The sequence below is a fragment of the Celeribacter indicus genome (assembly GCF_000819565.1).
GTDB lineage: Bacteria > Pseudomonadota > Alphaproteobacteria > Rhodobacterales > Rhodobacteraceae > Celeribacter > Celeribacter indicus.
On record NZ_CP004393.1, the window covers coordinates 2184807 to 2200257 of the forward strand.

Sequence of the window (15451 nt, forward strand, 5' to 3'; positions counted from 1 at the left end):
CCCGGCTCCGGGCCGCGACACAGGAAAGGGGACTGCCGGAGTGCCACCGATACGGGTTGTGATCGTAGACGACAGCGCAACGATGCGGCGCCTGATCCGCGCCATTCTGGAAACGGAGCCACGCCTGTCCGTCGTGGCCGAAGCCGGTACCGCGCGCGAGGCGCGGGACGCGGTCAACCGGTACCGTCCGGACGTGATGACGCTCGACGTCGAGATGCCGAACATGAGCGGCCTCGAATTCCTTCAGCGGCTCATGCGGCACCGTCCGATGCCGGTCGTGATGGTGTCCACGCTGACGCAGCGCGGCAGCGACATCGCGATCGAGGCCATGGCGCTCGGCGCGGTCGATTGCGTGGAGAAGCCCAGGGCGGGAGGCGGCGCGGACGAATTCGCGAAGCTTGCACAGACGATCGTTCTCGCGGCCGGGGCGCGCGTCGGCGCCCGCCGCCCGGTGCGGCCGGAGACGGTCCCGCGAGACGACCGGCAGTTTCGCAGGATCTGCCTGATCGGAGGATCGACAGGGGCCGTGGACGCGATCGAGAGAACGCTGCGGGCCTTTCCCGCCAATTGTCCCCCGACGCTGATCACCCAGCACATGCCGGAGCCCTTTCTCGTGAGCTTCGCGGCGCGTCTCGACCCGCTGGTCCGCCCTCGGGTGCGGATTGCCGGCGACGGCGATCTCCTCCGGGCCGGGGAGGTGCTGATCGCGCCCGGCGGTCCGTTTCATCTCAACGTCGATACCGGAGGCCCGCTGCGCACGAGGCTGCTGGCGGCACCGCCGGTCTCGGGCCATCGTCCGTCGGTCGATGCGATGTTTCTGTCGGCCGGAGCCATAGCGCCGAAGGTCGTTGCCGGCATTCTCACGGGCATGGGACGTGACGGTGCCGAGGGAATGCGCCTGCTGCGGCAGGCCGGCGCGCGCACGGTCGGGCAGAGCAAGGAGAGCTGTGTGGTCTTCGGGATGCCCCGCGTCGCCGGGGAGCTCGGCGGTGTCGAGCGATGGGCGGATATCGAGGAGTTCGGCGAGGCGATGCTCGACCTCGCCACGACACCGGCGCGGGCGAAGACCCGATGACGACGATCGCGGAAAAATGCGCCGCGCATGGCCGAACCTATATCGCCCAGGGCGAATATGCCATCTCGGGCCAGGAGGACGCGGTGATTTCGACGCTTCTCGGATCCTGCGTCGCCACCTGCCTCTGGGATCCCGTCGCCAGGATCGGAGGCATGAATCATTTTCTGCTGCCCGAGGGGCCTCCCTCCGGCACGGTCGTGAGTTCCTTCGGCGCCAATGCCATGGAACTGCTGATCAACGCATTGGCGCGCTCCGGTGCTGCGCGAGGACGGCTGCGCGCGAAAGTGTTCGGCGGCGCGGAAATGTACAAGGGCCTGACCTCCGCCGGGAGCCGGAACGGCCTGTTTGTGCTGTCCTACCTCTTCCGGGAGGGGATCCCCTGCGATGGCCAGAGCCTCGGCGGATATCACGCCCGGCGTGTCGAATTCGTCCCGGCGGAAGGACGTGCCCGGCAGAAGTTCGTGTCCGACGCAAGGGTCGTCGAAACCCTGCCCGTGCCCGCAAAGACGCCGGATGTGGAGTTTTTCTGACAGTGTTCGAGCCCACGGCCTGATGGTGCGATCCATTCGCGGGATTGGCAGGAAGCCCTGGGGGACGGTTCGTCACCGGAGCACCACGGGCACACACGCGATCCGAGCAGCCATACCGAGATCGCAGGCTTCGACCGCGGCGCTGAGCCGGGAGCGGGCGGATCACCCCGAAAATGGTCGCAAAGTGGCGCAAGTGCGAGGCGGCCGAGCATCGCCAGACGGACCCGTAGGGGCTACATGCCCCCGGTTTGAGCGAAAGCGAGGAGGCGATTCTCATCTCTTTTCGGCGGCACATGCTGCTGCCGCTCGACTATGCCCTTCAGCCGGCACTCCCATACCGGACCCGATCAGCGCGGCATCGTGGCTTCAGCGCCATGGCATCTCGCGGTGACCAGATGTCGACGGGACATTCCCCAGGCGTCAGCGCTTCAAGCGATATTCCATCGGTGTCTTTCCCATGGATATCGCCAAAGTGCAGACAACCGACGGAAAGCTCTACCTCCTTGTCACCATCGACCGAAAGCACGTTCGCGGTCACCCAACTCGTTGACAAGGCCGACAGACGCACCGCCTGGGAGTGTCTGGAGCATTTGCTCGAAGCCGTTCCCTACCATATCCACACGATCCTGACCGACAAGGGCATCCGGTTTGGCGAGCAGCCCAGAAACCGCAACACCCCCTGTTCACGCCAAATGCGTTTCGACATGATCTGCGAAGCCAACGGGATCGGGCACCTCATCAAACCCGATCATCCCCGGACCAACGGCCAACGCAAGCCTGCGGCCTTTTCGCCTATGCTGTGACATGTCTTGGCTGCCAGCGATAAAATCTGGCGCCGGGGGCGGATTGCCGGTCCGGCCGGGTCTCTTCCGGTTGACCTTTTTTGCAGTTGGCAAAGTCCTGAGCGCGCCCATGGCCTCTCCTTTCCCGCAGTGCCAAGGTCGCTTCGGTCTCGACCACCATCCGTGCCGATGGCGGCGCTCCTGCGAAAGCGTTTCGACGGCTCATGTTGTGTTCATTGGCCGGCCGGGTTGATGCCGCCAAAGCCGGTGGACGGTGTCAGTTCGGCGTCGGTCCGGGAGCGCGGAAATGTGCCAGTCAATCCGTCAGCGGCGATCGTCATCCGGGAAAGAAGCCACGGATCCTTGCCTGGCGATCGTTCTCTCCGCATGCTGGCCTTTCGCCCCCACGCCGGCGATGCAGCGCGAATGATCCGGGTAGAACCTGTTTCCTGTTGCGATCGGGGAAATCATGTCCCGCAGGTCGCAGAGGGCGATAGCGCCGGATGATCCCCGCCCAGGCTCAGAACCAGGCGATCTCGCCTGCCTCCTCCTCCGAAAGTGCAAAGGGCGCGTCGATATCGTCGAAGAGCTTTTGGGAGAGGTGGCGCAGGCGGATCACGTCCCGAAGCGGCGCTATCGCGATGTCGGATCCGTTTTCTTTGGCGAGATGGTCCATCACCCGCTGGAGATCGTCCAGAGTCTGGTGAAGTCGGTCGAGCGCCTGGAGGCTTCGCTGGACCGCCGGCGGCAGGGACCCCGCGGCTGCAAGGGTCGGGCCGAGTGCGGTCTGCACGTCCGCGGCCAGCGCCACGAGGACCGTCATTTCCTCCCGGATCCGCCTGCTCAGGGTCGCCAGAGGGATCCTCTGAGGCGCTTCCGCAGCAGGCGGGGGGCTTGCGGATTGTGGCGTGAACTCCATCAAAGCGTTCCCACGATGGCCTCGATGGCCGCGCGAAGCCCGGCAGGATCGAACGGTTTCTTCAGGAAATTGTTCATGCCCAGGCGTTTTCCCAGCTCGATGATGTCGCGATCGGCCCGCCCGGTGATGAGCAGGAAGCCGACAGCTCTTGTCGGAGCGTTCGAGCGCAGGGTGTGAAGGATTTGGAGGCCGTCCATCCCCGGCATGTTGTAGTCGGAAATGACGAGATGCACCGGTGATGCCGCGAGCGTCTGCAACGCGGATCGACCGTCGCCGGCGCTCAGGACGTTCCGGATGCCGAAGGAATCGAGGGCATTGGTGATGAGGCCGCGGCTTGTCGACATGTCGTCGATCACCATCACGCGTAGCTGGTCGCGCAAAGCCATCATGTTGCTCCTTTCATGACATGCGGTCCCCGGATGGCGTCTGATTTCGGGCGGCGAGGGTCCGGTAGGTTGTCACCCCGGCAGGTTTGAAGAGCGGAGAGACGGTTTCGTGCACGCGTTCGGAATGGCCAAGCAACAGCCAGCCTTCGGGTTCGAGGATCTGCGCGAAGCGGCGGTAGAGCCGGATCTGCGTCTCTTCGTTGAAATAGATCATGACGTTTCGGCAGAAGATGACGTCGAACCTGCCTTGCATCGGCCAGTCCGCATGCAGGTTCAGATGACGGAAGGTCACCAGGCGCCGGACGTTGGCGTTCAGGGTGAGGGCGGTCTGGTCGGCAGGTCCGGATCTCGTGAAATACGCGGCCATCGTCTCCTCGTTCAGACCCTGGGCCATCGCGCCGTGGTAACAGCCGGATCTGGCGAGCCTCAGGACTTCCGGGTCGATGTCCGTCGCGAGGATCTTGATGTTCTTTCCGCTCAGCGAGGGATCCGCGTTCAGGAGCGTCATGGCGATGGAGTAAGGTTCCTGGCCGTTCGAACAGCCGGCGGACCAGATCCTGACCTTGCCGCCGCGCGCGAGTTTCTGTTGCGCGGCCGGCAGGATGCGGTGGGTGAGCGTGTCGAAATGATGGTTTTCGCGGAAGAAATGCGAGACGTTCGTGGTGAGGGCGGAAATGAAGTTGTCCATTTCCGACGGATCGCTCCCGGACATGAGATAGTCGAGATAGGCATCGAAACTGCCGAGGGTCAGCGCGCGCAGCCGGCGGGTCAGGCGGGACCGGACCATCGAGATCTTCGAGGGGGGCAGGACGATGCCCGCCTCCTTCTGGGCGATCTGCGCGATGCGGGCGAAGGTCCTGTCCGAGAGGGTCGTCTCGACAGGCGCGCGGCCTGCCAGGGGAGAGATGTCGTTCAAGCAGCCTCCTCGCCCTGGGGAGGCATGACGGCTTCGAGGTCGAGGATGCGGATCATCCGGCCGTCGACGATGGTGAGGGCGGAGACGAAGGTGCGGGTCTGGTCCGCGGCGAGGTCCGGCGGCGGCTGCATGTCGTCCGTCGGGATCGCGAGGATATCGGAGACGGCGTCGACCATGAGGCCGACCGTGCGCCCGCCGAGATCGACGACGATGATGACGTTGCGCGCGCTGTTCTCGCCGGTCTGCAACCCGAGCCGGGCGGCGAGGTCGATGATCGGGAGGACGGTCCCGCGCAGGTTGATCACGCCCTTGATGAAGGAGGGAGAGCGCGGCAGGGTGGTGGCTTTCGCCGATCCGCGGATTTCGCGGACGGACATGATGTCGACCGAATAATCCTGCCCGCCGACGCGGAAGGACAGGAGTTCGACCGATGTGGAGTCGGACTGTTTTTCACTGGTACTCATGGGCTTGTCCTGCGAGTGAAAGATGCGGTTGTGATGATCCGGTGCGGCCCGAGGCCTGGCTGACGAGATCGGCCGGATCGAGGATGAGCGCGATCTGCCCGTCGCCCAGGATCGTCGCGGCGGCGATGCCGGGGCTTCGCCCATAGCTGCCCTCGATCCCCTTGATCACCACTTGGCGCTGGTCCTCGATCGCGTCCACGGCCAGGGCGGCGCGGTTGCCGTCCTCCTGGCCGATGAGCAGGACGATCCCTCCGACATAGCTGTCGAGCGGCGAGCGGTAGCCGAGTTCCGCGCCGAGATCGAGCAGCGGGACGAAGCCGCCGCGGATCTGGACGATATGGGTGTCGGGGCCGAGGGCGGTGAGATCGCCGGGGGCGAGGGTGAGGGTTTCGAGGATGGCGTTGAGCGGAACGACCAGGGTCTCGCCGGCGACGCGCACGACCATTCCGTCGAGCACGGCGAGCGTGAGCGGCAACGAGATCGAGAAGGTGGTGCCCCGGCCTTCCTGCGAGGAGATGGCGATGCGACCGCCGAGGGCCTGGATCGAGCTCTTGACGACATCCATTCCGACGCCGCGGCCGGAGAGGTTGGAGATTTCCGCCGCCGTCGAGAAGCCGGGCAGGAAGAGCAGATTGTCGATATCGCCATCCGAGAGGGGGATATCGGGGGCGATCAGCCCCTTTTCGATGGCTTTCGCCTTGACGCGCTCGCGGTTGATGCCGGCCCCGTCGTCGGTGACCTCGATCACGATCCGTCCCGATCTGTGCCGCGCGGTCAGGGTGACATGGCCTTCGCGGGGTTTGCCGTTCTCGAGGCGCGCCTCGGGTTTCTCGAGCCCGTGGTCGACGGCGTTGCGGATCATGTGGGTGAGCGGGTCGGCAAGGCGCTCGATCACGGTCTTGTCGACTTCGGTGGTTTCGCCTTCCGTGTGCAGGCGGACATCCTTGCCCACCGAGGCGGAGGCTTCGCGCACGATGCGGCCCATGCGCTGGAACAGCGACTTGATCGGCTGGGCCCGGATCATCATCACCGATTCCTGGATGTCGCGGGTGAGTTGCAGGAATTCCTCGAGCCCGGTGGAGACGGGGGAATTCGGCGGCAGGCCGGCCTCGGTGACGGACTGGCTGAGCATCGCCTGGTTGATGACGAGTTCGCCCACGAGGTTCACCAGCCGCTCGATCCGTTCGAGATCGACGCGCACCGTCGCGCGGGGCGGCGGCGATGCGGGCGATGTGCGGTCCTCGCCGGCGGGCGGGGAAGACGGTGGGGCGGGCCATGGCGTGTCGGGATCCTGGTCCGGGGGATCTTCCGGGGCCGGCTGTGCGAGGCCGGAGGGATCCGGGGCGGGCGCCCGCGCGCGCAGCGGCTCCTGTGCGGGACCGGGCGCGGGATCGGGGGTCCATGTCCCGCCCTCCAGATCGCCGGCGAGCGGGGAGATGTCGAGCAGGCACAGGCCCTCGACGAAATCGAAGATCTCGCGCACCGCCTGTTCCGGTTCTTCCGTCGCGAGCTCGAGCGTCCAGGCGAGATAGGCGCCCTCCGGGTCGAGATCGTCGAGATCGGGCAGGGCCGAACAGTCGCAGCGCACCTTCAGCTCACCGAGATCGCGCAGGGCGCGGAGGAGATAGAGGGGTTCGTTGCCGGAGGTGTAGAGCGCCTCCTCCGGCCTGAAGCGGATGGCGAATCCGCGTGTGGAAAGCGGGGCGAAGGGCAGGGCGGCGGGATCGGGGAGCGCCGGGAGGAGGGGCAGGGCATCCGGCGCGCCGAAGTCGAGCGAGAGCGTCGCGGGGGTGAAGTCGATCTCCTCCTCTTCCGCCTCCTCGAGGCCGACGAGCCTTTCGAGCCCGTCGAGCACCGGCTCCGTCACCTCGGGCGGGACGGTGCCGTCGTCGCGCGCCGCGCGCACGAGGTCGGCGAGGATGTCGGCGCAGGAATAGAAGATCCGGATCGCGTCGGCGTCGGGCGTCAGCCGTCCGGCGCGGACCTCGTCCATCGCGGTTTCGAAACGGTGGGCGAAATGCACGAGCGCGTCGAGGCCGAAGGCGCCGGCGCCGCCCTTGACGGAATGGACGGCGCGGAACACGACGTTGATCGTCTCCGGATCGTCGTCGCCGTCCTGCATGAGCTGGAGCCCGTCCTGGAGGCTTTCCAGGAGTTCCTCGCATTCGATGAAGAAGGAGGCGCGGATTTCGGCCATCGGGTCGGACATCTGAACCTCCTATCCGGCGACCATCTGGAGCGCCTTGACGAGCTTGGCGGGGTCGAAGGGTTTGACGATCCAGCCGGTCGCCCCCGCGGCCCGTGCCCGCGCCTTGAGTTCGTCGGCGCTTTCGGTGGTGAGCACGAGAATCGGGACGCGGCGCCACCTTTCCTCGGCGCGGACCGCGTCGATGAAGCCGAAGCCGTCCAGGCGCGGCATGTTGATGTCGGTGATGATGACATCCGGCGTGACCTCCTCGAGCAGTTCGAGCCCGTGCAGGCCATCCTCGGCCAGATGCGGGGTGAAGCCCGCAGAGGAGAGCGCGAGGGTCAGCATGTCGCGCATGGTGCGGCTGTCGTCGACGGCGAGGACGTCAAGGCTCATGTCCAGGTCTCCGGGCGGGTCAGGGTGTCGGGGGTGAAGCCGAAGAGGTCCAGCATCTCGAGACAGGCGTCGGAGGCGTTGACGAGGCGCGTGCTCCGGCCGGAGGCGGCGCGGGTCTTTGCCGCGGAGAGGAGGATCTGGAGCGGCAGGGCGCCGAGATGGCGGACATCGGCGGCATCGAGGACGAGATCGTCCCCGGCGCCGGCGCGCAGCGCCTCCAGCAGGGCCGGGGCGGACCGGTGGTCGAGCCGGTCATGGAGAGGCACATGCCGGGTCATGCGCGCCCTCCCGAAATGCGGCAGAGGAAAGACATCCGAATATCCCTTACAGCTGCGGTCACGCGACCTGTGTAAGGGCAGGGAGTTAAGACGAGGTTACGACCGCGCGCCTTCCGCCGCCTCCGGCGGCAACGGTCAGCCGAAAGCCTCGCAGATATGGGAGGCGCAGCCGGTCAGGGCGGCGTAATCGTCCTCGATCACGGAGACGGGGAAATCCGCCATGAAATCGCTGAACCGGCCCTTGTCGCGGAAGCTGTGCTCGAATCCGAAGCGGGCGAGGTGGGGCGCGATGTGGCGCGCGACGCCGCCGACGAGGTAGACGCCGCCGAAGGGCAGGTGGATGAGGCAGAGATTGCCGATGACGACGCCCAGCGTCCTGACGAAGATGCGGACGGCCTCGGTGGCGAGCGGGTCGTCGCCGTCGGCGAGGGCGCGCATGATCGCGGCCGCGTCCCTGTCGCGCGGGGTGCCCGCCTCGGTGGCGAGGAAGCGGTAGACATGCGACAGGCCGCGCCCGGAGAGCACGTCCTCGATCGCCGGAAAGCCGTGGGCCTCCTCGACGAAACGGGCGAGCGCGAGGTCGCGGTCGGTGCGAATCGGCAGGTTGGCATGGCCGCATTCGGAGGCGGCGACGACACGGCCGGTTCCGGTCTCGACCACCGGCGCGGCGTTGAAGCCGGTGCCGACCCCGACGACGAGGCGGGTGGCATGGGGCGGCGCCCCGGCGCCGCGGAGCACCTGGCGGATGTCGGCCTCCGCGACGAGGCCGAGGGCATGGCCCTGCGCCTGGAGGTCGTTGAGGATCGCGACCCGTTCGGCACGGGCGGCGCGTTCCAGCGTTCCGCGGTCGATCGTCCAGTCGAGATTGGTCATCGTGCCCACGCCGTCGCGCACCGGGCCGGCGACGGCGACGCAGGCGGCGCGGCAGTCCACGTCGTCCTCCTCCGCGATATAGCGGCAGAGCACGGTCTCGAGGCTGTCGTGCCCGTCGTTGGAATAGCGGCGCACGGTGTCGGGCAGCAGCCGCACCCCGTCGGCGAGGGCCACGCGCGTGTTCGTCCCGCCGATATCGGCCACGAGGGTGAGGGTGTCGGCGGGATGCTTGCTCATCGGGTCAGGTCCTTTCCAGACAGGTCTTGAGCATGTGATAAGAGGCTTTCGGGGTGCGCTGCAACGTCTCGAAGTCGACATGCACGATCCCGAAGCGTTTCTCGTAGCCGAAGGCCCATTCGTAATTGTCGAGCAGCGACCAGTAGAAGAAGCCCGCGAGGTTGACGCCATCGGCGCGCGCGCGGTGCATCGCGGCGAGGTGGTCGCGGATATAGGCGCAGCGTTCGGGATCGTCCACCCTGCCGTCCCGGACGCGGTCGTCCCAGGCCATGCCGTTTTCCGTCACCACGACCGGCAGGCCGCCGACGTGGTCGCGCGCGAGCCGGGTCAGGATGCGGTGTAGCCCCTCGGGAAAGATCTCCCATCCCATCTGGGTGGTCGCGCGATGGCCCTGCGCGGTGCGGGTCGGCGGCCAGCCCGTCGCCTCCGGGTCATGGGCGTGCAGGTTGCGCGTGTAGTAGTTGACGCCGAGCCAGTCGAGCGGGGCGCCGATCTGGCCGGAGAGATCCTCTTCCCAGCCCTCCGGCAGGTGCGGGGCGAGGCCCTCGAGCGCCTCGGCGGGATAGCGTCCGCGGGTGATCGCCTCGATGAACCAGCGGTTGCGGAGCGCGTCCTCGATCGCGGCGGCCTCCAGGTCGCCGGGCGCATCGGAGGCGGGCTGGGCATCTTCGAAGTTGAGAACGATGCCGAGCCCGTCGCGCCCGCGCCCGCGCAGGCGGGTCATCGCCTCGCCATGGGCCTTGAGCACATGGTGCATCGCCCGCGCGCCGGCGCGGATGTCGCGCAGGCCCGGCGCGTGGCCGCCGAGGAAATGCGACAGCCAGGCCACGCACCACGGTTCGTTGATCGTCGCGATCCTCTCCATCCGGTCGCCGATCCGCGCATCGACGATTTCCGCGAAATCCCCGAACCAGTTGTGCACGTCCGGATTGGTCCAGCCGCCGAGATCGGCGAGGGCGGAGGGCATGTCCCAGTGATAGAGCGTCAGCACCGGCGCGAGCCCGCGCGCAAGTAGCGCGTCCGTGAGCCGGTCGTAATAGTCGAGCCCGGCCTCGTTCACCGCGCCGCGCCCCTCGGGAAGGATCCGGGCCCAGCTCGTCGAGAAGCGGTAGGCGTCGAAATTGCCGGCGGCGAGCAGGTCGAGATCCTCGGCATAGCGGTGATACTGGTCGCAGGCGGTCGCGCCGTCCTCGTTGTGCACCACGTTGCCGGGGCCGGCCGCGAAACTGTCCCAGTGGGTCGGGCCGGCGCCGCCGAAGCGGTGGCCTTCGACCTGATAGGCGGCGGTGGCGGCGCCGAACAGGAAGCCTTCGGGAAAATCGGCGCGGGTGAGCGGGTCTGTCATCGGCTGCTCCTCGTCGCGGGGTCTCTCGGTCCGGTCTTGTTCTAGCCCGCCGGCGCGGGAAACCCAAACGCGGTGGTCGCGCCAACAGGATGCGGTCAGGGTGCGGGGGCGGGGCCGGTCGTGTCCCCGATGATGAGCTCGGCCTCGAGCAGCACATGTTGCGGCGGGAGGGCCGGCACGGCGATCTGTCCGAGCAGGAGCTCGGCGCAGATGCGCCCGGCCTGCCGCACCGAGGAGCGCGTGGCGGTGAAGATCGGTTCGACCTTGCCGTTGCGCAGGTAGGAAAGTTCGTCGTCATGCACGACGAGCGAGACGTCGCGCCCGATCCGCAGCCCGGCGGCGTCGAGCGCACGGCGCGCGCCGAAGCCGATCAGGATCGAGGAGGCGAGCAGGGCGGTCGGCGGATCGGCGAGCGCCAGCAGGTCCGTGGCCGCGGCGAAACCGTAGCCCTCGGTCATCTCGGAGGCGCGGCAGAGCGCGGGATCCTCCGCGATCCCGGCGTCCCGCAGCGCCTTGCGATAGCCTGTGCGGCGCTCATGCGCGAAATCCATCGTCTCGAGCCCGTTCAGCAGTCCGATCCGCCGGTGCCCCAGCTCCAGCAGAAGCCGCGTGGCGCGTTCGAAGGCGCGGGCGTTGTTGATGTCGACCCAGCAATACTCCGTCTCCCCGGCACCTCCCGAGCGGCCGTGGACGACGAAGGGCATGCCGATCTCGCGCAGCAGGCCGATCCGGGGATCGTCCACCGTGGGGCCGTGCACGATCACCCCGTCGACGGACCCCCTTGCGGCGATCCGGCGGTAGCTGCCGGCCTCGTCGCGGTCGGGGACGAGCGAGAGGAGCATGTCGTAGCTCTCCCGCGCATAGACCTCTGCCGCGCCGGCGAGGAAATCGGTGAACACCGGGTTCAGCATCTCGTGTTCGGCGGAGAGCGGGAGGATATGGCCGACGGCATGGCTGCGCCCGGTCGCAAGGCTGCGGGCGCGCGGGTTCGGCGTGTAATGGTGCTGGCGCGCCGCCTTCATCACCCGTTCGCGCGTCGCCTCGGCCACTTCGGGATAGCCGTTGAGGGCGCGCGACACGGTGGTCTGGGAGAGGCCGAGAAATTCCGACAACTCTTTGAGGTTCATCCTGCGGTCTCTCCTGCAACGTCCCTGCGTGCCTGTCGCCGGGCGGTGGGGCTGAACCCTCCGCGCCGCGGGCGCGGCGGCCGGTCTGACATGTGGTCATTTGACCTCGATATAGCGCGCAGGCGGTGCCGGGAAAGCGCCCCGGCCGGCGGTGCCGGGCCGGGCGCGGCGGCGGGCCGGGGGGCCGGGGGGCCGGGGCACTCGGGACGGGCGCGCGGGGATGCGGCACGGCCGTGGCGGCAAGGCACGGGGGAAGTGGGTTGATCCTGTGGGGCGGTGGTCTACCATGCGCCTATTCGGGTTTGAAATACGGGAGGTTTAGATGAAGAAGACTTTGTTCACCGGCGCGGCCACGCTCGCCCTCGGCGCCGGTGCGGCGCTCGCGCAGGATCAGGATCTTTCGGGTCAGCAACTCACGATTTCCGGGCCGTGGATCGGCGCCGACCAGGTGATGGTCGAGAAGGTGCTCGACGTGTTCCGCGAGCAGACCGGCGCGGATGTGCGCTATGTCGGCTCCGACAGTTTCGAACAGCAGATCGTCATCGACGCGGAGGCGGGCTCCGCCCCCAATATCGCCGTCTTCCCGCAGCCCGGCCTCGCCGCCGACATGGCGCGCCGCGGCTTTCTCAGCCCGCTGCCCGAAGGCACGGCCGACTGGCTCGAGGAGAACTATGCCGCCGGCGAGAGCTGGAGGGCGCTCGGCACCTACGAGGGCGAGGACGGGGAGGAGCACCTTTACGGCTTTCCCTACAAGATCGACGTGAAGTCGCTCGTCTGGTACGTGCCCGAGAATTTCGAGGATGCGGGCTATGAGGTGCCGCAGACGATGGAGGAGCTCAAGGCGCTGACCGAGCAGATGGTCGAGGACGGGGAGACGCCGTGGTGCATCGGGCTCGGTGCCGGCGGGGCGACCGGCTGGCCGGCGACGGACTGGGTGGAGGATCTGGTTCTGCGCACGCAGCCGCCGGAGGTCTATGACGGCTGGGTCTCCAACGAGATCCCCTTCGACGATCCGCGCATCGTGGAGGCGATCGAGGAATTCGGCTGGTTCGTGCGCAACGACGATTTCGTCTCCGGCGGCGCGGGCGCGGTCGCCTCGACCGATTACCGCGACAGCCCGAAGGGCCTCTTTGCCGCGCCGCCGGCCTGCTACATGCACAAGATGGCCTCCTTCATCCCGGCGTTCTTCCCCGAGGGGGCGGTGCTGGGCGAAGATGCGGATTTCTTCTATTTCCCGGCCTATGAGAGCAGGGACCTCGGCACGCCGGTGCTGGGCGCGGGCACGCTCTGGGCGATCACGAACGAAAGCGAGGCCGCCGATGCCTTCATCGAATTCCTGAAGACGACCGACGCGCATGAGGCCTGGATGGCGCAGCGCGGCTTCCTGACGCCCTACAAGGCGGTGGACACCTCCGTCTTCTCCGATCCGACGCTCAGGAAGATGAACGACATCCTCCTGGAGGCGACGACCTTCCGCTTCGACGGCTCCGACCTGATGCCGGGCGCGGTGGGCGCGGGCTCCTTCTGGACCGGCATGGTGGATTACACCGGCGGCGCCTCCGCCGAAGACGTCGCGGCGGCGATCCAGAACAGCTGGGCACAGGTCAGGTAAGGCTGCGGTCCGGGCGGGATCGTCCCGTCCGGGCGCGGCGCAGGGGGACCGGCCCGGCGGCAGGCGGCCCGCGCGGGGCGGGGGGCGCAGGACGGCGCGGACCGGCCGGTCCGCCCGGAGGAACCAGGACAAGAGGGAAGGAACGCGGCACATGCATCCGGCACTCCAGGGCCTTCTGACCATCGTCATCGGTGTGGGCGCCTGTATCGGCTATTTCTATGTCTCCAACATCCTGCTCGACCGGGTGATCTTTCCCGCCCGCGGCCGGCACGCCGGGCGCAACATTAACCGCGCCAACATGGTCCGGCCCTGGCTGTTCCTCTTTCCCGCGCTCTTCGTGCTGGGGCTCTACCTCGCCTATCCGGTCTTCGAGACGCTGCGCCTGTCGCTCACGAGCCGTGCGCAGGGCGGGGCCTTCGTCGGGACATCGAATTACGTGCGGATGTCGCACGATCCGAAATTCTGGGAGGCGATGCGCAACAACGCGATGTGGCTGCTCGTCGTGCCCGCCGCCTCCACCGCCCTCGGACTTCTGGTGGCCCAGCTCACCGACCGGATCCGCTGGGGCAGCCTCGCCAAGTCGCTGATCTTCATGCCGATGGCGATCTCCTTCGTCGGCGCGGCGGTGATCTGGAAGCTCGTCTACGACGCGCGCCCGCTCGGCGCCGAACAGATCGGCATCCTGAACGCGATCTATCTCGCCCTCGGCGGCGACAGCCCGCGGAACTGGCTGACGATCCCGTTCTGGAACAACTTCTTCCTGATGATCGTGCTGATCTGGATCCAGACCGGCTTTGCCATGGTGATCCTCTCGGCGGCGCTCCGCGGCGTGCCGGAGGAGACGGTGGAGGCCGCCATCGTCGACGGGGCGAACCCGTTCCAGATCTTCTTTCGGATCAAGGTGCCGCAGATCATGGGCACCATCGTCGTCGTCTGGACCACGATCACGATCGTGGTGCTGAAGATCTTCGACATCGTCTTTGCCATGACGAACGGACAATGGGAGACGCAGGTGCTGGCCAATTACATGTATGACAAGCTCTTCCGCGCGAACGACTGGGGCGTGGGCTCGGCCGCGGCGATGGTGATCATGCTGCTCGTCACGCCGATCCTCGTCTGGAACGTCTACAATGCGCGCAAAGAGATGCGGTGAGGGGGCGGGACGTGGACAGCATCGCCGGACGCAAACCCGCACTCGCCTGGGCCGTGCACCTCTCGGTCGCGCTGCTCGTGCTGCTGTGGCTCCTGCCGACGCTGGGGCTCTTCGTCTCCTCCTTCCGCACCGCCGACCAGATCTCCTCCTCGGGCTGGTGGAAGGCGCTGTTCCCGCAGGAGCAGACCATGATCCTGCGCACCGCCGCGCCGGAGACGCAGCAGGAGATCGACGGCGCCCATGCGATCGAGGGCAACCTCTTCGAGGGCGCGGGCGCGCCGGCGGGGCGGATCACCGCCTGGGGCACCTCCTCGCGCGAGATCGCGGCCTATGCACCGGGCGAGACCGCCGACATGGGGGAGGACGGGCGGCTGACGGTCGAGGAGAACGGCGACTACACGCTGGTGAACGAGGCGGAATTCACCGGCTCGCGCGGGGAGCGGGTGTTCCTCACCGCGACGACGCCGCCCTCCTTCACGCTCGACAACTACCGCACGGTCCTGTTCTCGGGCAGCGCGACCGACAACATGGGGCGCGCCTTCGTCAACACGCTCACCGTGACGATCCCGGCGACGGTCATCCCGATCCTCATCGCGGCCTTCGCGGCCTATGCGCTGGCCTGGATGGACTTTCCCGGCCGCGCGCTCCTGATCGCGGCCGTCGTCGCGCTTCTCGTCGTGCCGCTGCAACTGGCGCTCATCCCGCTTCTGAAGCTCCACCTCGAGGTCGGGATCGGCAAGGGCTATCTCGGCGTCTGGCTGGCGCACACGGGCTTCGGCATGCCGCTCGCGATCTATCTGCTGCGCAACTACATGGTGGGGCTGCCGAAGGACATCATCGAGAACGCGCGGGTGGACGGGGCGACGGATTTCCAGATCTTCATGAAGATCATCCTGCCGCTGTCCTTTCCCGCGCTAGCCTCCTTCGCGATCTTCCAGTTCCTCTGGACCTGGAACGATCTGCTGGTCGCGCTCGTTTTCCTGATCGACAGCTCGGGCGAGACGACCGTGATGACGCGGCAGATCGTCGAGCTGCTCGGCACGCGGGGCGGCAACTGGGAAATCCTCGCGACGGCGGCCTTCGTGTCCATCTCGGTGCCGCTCGTCGTCTTCTTCTTCATGCAGAAATATCTCGTCCGCGGCCTGCTGGCCGGATCGGTGAAGTAACAAC

General features: G+C 67.4%; 16 protein-coding genes. 6 read left to right on the top strand and 10 right to left on the bottom strand.

What is annotated here, in order from left to right; genetic code table 11:
• Positions 1–82 precede the first annotated feature (82 nt).
• From cheB to P73_RS26345, 3 genes are all read left to right on the top strand, one after another.
• A complete protein-coding gene (cheB, locus tag P73_RS10985; RefSeq protein ID WP_052453565.1) occupies positions 83–1075 on the top strand; it encodes a chemotaxis-specific protein-glutamate methyltransferase CheB in 993 nt (330 codons plus the stop codon).
• Positions 1072–1605 carry a chemotaxis protein CheD gene (locus P73_RS10990; RefSeq protein WP_052453194.1) on the top strand — a complete coding sequence of 178 codons (534 nt, stop codon included), beginning with the start codon at positions 1072–1074 and terminating at the stop codon, positions 1603–1605. Before cheB ends, P73_RS10990 begins: the two co-directional genes overlap by 4 nt.
• Before the next feature lie 248 nt (positions 1606–1853).
• Entirely contained in the window at positions 1854–2408 is a 555-nt protein-coding gene (locus P73_RS26345) for a hypothetical protein (RefSeq protein ID WP_139267129.1), read from the top strand.
• Positions 2409–2907: 499 nt separating this feature from the next.
• Here P73_RS26345 and P73_RS11000 read toward each other — a convergent pair whose 3' ends face one another.
• The 10 genes from P73_RS11000 to P73_RS11045 all read right to left on the bottom strand — a co-directional run bounded on the left by P73_RS11000 (position 2908) and on the right by P73_RS11045 (position 11516).
• Complete coding sequence (locus P73_RS11000) at positions 2908–3210, bottom strand: hypothetical protein (RefSeq protein ID WP_043869584.1); 303 nt, start codon at positions 3208–3210, stop codon at positions 2908–2910.
• A gap of 95 nt (positions 3211–3305) precedes the next feature.
• Positions 3306–3692, bottom strand: a complete 387-nt coding sequence (locus tag P73_RS11005; protein ID WP_043869585.1) for a response regulator — start codon at positions 3690–3692, stop codon at positions 3306–3308.
• Positions 3693–3705: 13 nt separating this feature from the next.
• Positions 3706–4608 (bottom strand): CheR family methyltransferase, encoded by a 903-nt coding sequence (locus tag P73_RS11010; RefSeq protein WP_052453196.1) that lies wholly within the window; start codon positions 4606–4608, stop codon positions 3706–3708.
• Positions 4605–5072, bottom strand: coding sequence for a chemotaxis protein CheW (locus tag P73_RS11015; RefSeq protein ID WP_043869586.1), 468 nt, complete (start codon positions 5070–5072; stop codon positions 4605–4607). The genes P73_RS11010 and P73_RS11015 overlap by 4 nt, the downstream gene beginning before the upstream one ends.
• Positions 5059–7281, bottom strand: coding sequence for a chemotaxis protein CheA (locus P73_RS11020; RefSeq protein ID WP_043869587.1), 2223 nt, complete (start codon positions 7279–7281; stop codon positions 5059–5061). Before P73_RS11020 ends, P73_RS11015 begins: the two co-directional genes overlap by 14 nt.
• Before the next feature lie 9 nt (positions 7282–7290).
• Positions 7291–7656 carry a response regulator gene (locus tag P73_RS11025; RefSeq protein WP_043869588.1) on the bottom strand — a complete coding sequence of 122 codons (366 nt, stop codon included), beginning with the start codon at positions 7654–7656 and terminating at the stop codon, positions 7291–7293.
• Positions 7653–7934 (bottom strand): STAS domain-containing protein, encoded by a 282-nt coding sequence (locus P73_RS11030; RefSeq protein ID WP_043869589.1) that lies wholly within the window; start codon positions 7932–7934, stop codon positions 7653–7655. Before P73_RS11030 ends, P73_RS11025 begins: the two co-directional genes overlap by 4 nt.
• 135 nt (positions 7935–8069) lie before the next feature.
• On the bottom strand, positions 8070–9044 hold the full coding sequence (locus P73_RS11035; RefSeq protein ID WP_043869590.1) for a glucokinase: 975 nt from the start codon (positions 9042–9044) through the stop codon (positions 8070–8072).
• A gap of 4 nt (positions 9045–9048) precedes the next feature.
• Complete coding sequence (locus P73_RS11040) at positions 9049–10389, bottom strand: GH1 family beta-glucosidase (RefSeq protein WP_043869591.1); 1341 nt, start codon at positions 10387–10389, stop codon at positions 9049–9051.
• 95 nt (positions 10390–10484) lie between these two features.
• Positions 10485–11516, bottom strand: a complete 1032-nt coding sequence (locus P73_RS11045) for a LacI family DNA-binding transcriptional regulator (protein WP_043869592.1) — start codon at positions 11514–11516, stop codon at positions 10485–10487.
• Positions 11517–11838: 322 nt separating this feature from the next.
• On the opposite strand from P73_RS11045, the gene P73_RS11050 reads away from it, so the two are divergent.
• The 3 genes from P73_RS11050 (at position 11839) to P73_RS11060 (ending at position 15447) form a co-directional block, all read left to right on the top strand.
• On the top strand, positions 11839–13128 hold the full coding sequence (locus P73_RS11050; RefSeq protein ID WP_043869593.1) for an ABC transporter substrate-binding protein: 1290 nt from the start codon (positions 11839–11841) through the stop codon (positions 13126–13128).
• Between the two features lie 151 nt (positions 13129–13279).
• A complete protein-coding gene (locus tag P73_RS11055) occupies positions 13280–14281 on the top strand; it encodes a carbohydrate ABC transporter permease (RefSeq protein WP_043869594.1) in 1002 nt (333 codons plus the stop codon).
• An 11-nt stretch (positions 14282–14292) separates the two neighbouring features.
• The gene (locus P73_RS11060) at positions 14293–15447 is read left to right on the top strand and encodes a carbohydrate ABC transporter permease (RefSeq protein ID WP_043871630.1); all 1155 of its coding nucleotides are present in this window, start codon (positions 14293–14295) and stop codon (positions 15445–15447) included.
• Positions 15448–15451: the final 4 nt, after the last annotated feature.

What these genes read in the sequence shown, in the direction of transcription:
- cheB (WP_052453565.1), top strand. Translation starts at nt 83, where the DNA reads ATGCGGCGCCTGATCCGCGCCATTCTGGAAACGGAGCCACGCCTGTCC.
- P73_RS10990 (WP_052453194.1), top strand. Translation starts at nt 1,072, where the DNA reads ATGACGACGATCGCGGAAAAATGCGCCGCGCATGGCCGAACCTATATC.
- P73_RS11000 (WP_043869584.1), bottom strand. Translation starts at nt 3,210, where the DNA reads ATGACGGTCCTCGTGGCGCTGGCCGCGGACGTGCAGACCGCACTCGGC.
- P73_RS11005 (WP_043869585.1), bottom strand. Translation starts at nt 3,692, where the DNA reads ATGGCTTTGCGCGACCAGCTACGCGTGATGGTGATCGACGACATGTCG.
- P73_RS11015 (WP_043869586.1), bottom strand. Translation starts at nt 5,072, where the DNA reads ATGAGTACCAGTGAAAAACAGTCCGACTCCACATCGGTCGAACTCCTG.
- P73_RS11020 (WP_043869587.1), bottom strand. Translation starts at nt 7,281, where the DNA reads ATGTCCGACCCGATGGCCGAAATCCGCGCCTCCTTCTTCATCGAATGC.
- P73_RS11025 (WP_043869588.1), bottom strand. Translation starts at nt 7,656, where the DNA reads ATGAGCCTTGACGTCCTCGCCGTCGACGACAGCCGCACCATGCGCGAC.
- P73_RS11030 (WP_043869589.1), bottom strand. Translation starts at nt 7,934, where the DNA reads ATGACCCGGCATGTGCCTCTCCATGACCGGCTCGACCACCGGTCCGCC.
- P73_RS11035 (WP_043869590.1), bottom strand. Translation starts at nt 9,044, where the DNA reads ATGAGCAAGCATCCCGCCGACACCCTCACCCTCGTGGCCGATATCGGC.
- P73_RS11040 (WP_043869591.1), bottom strand. Translation starts at nt 10,389, where the DNA reads ATGACAGACCCGCTCACCCGCGCCGATTTTCCCGAAGGCTTCCTGTTC.
- P73_RS11045 (WP_043869592.1), bottom strand. Translation starts at nt 11,516, where the DNA reads ATGAACCTCAAAGAGTTGTCGGAATTTCTCGGCCTCTCCCAGACCACC.
- P73_RS11050 (WP_043869593.1), top strand. Translation starts at nt 11,839, where the DNA reads ATGAAGAAGACTTTGTTCACCGGCGCGGCCACGCTCGCCCTCGGCGCC.
- P73_RS11055 (WP_043869594.1), top strand. Translation starts at nt 13,280, where the DNA reads ATGCATCCGGCACTCCAGGGCCTTCTGACCATCGTCATCGGTGTGGGC.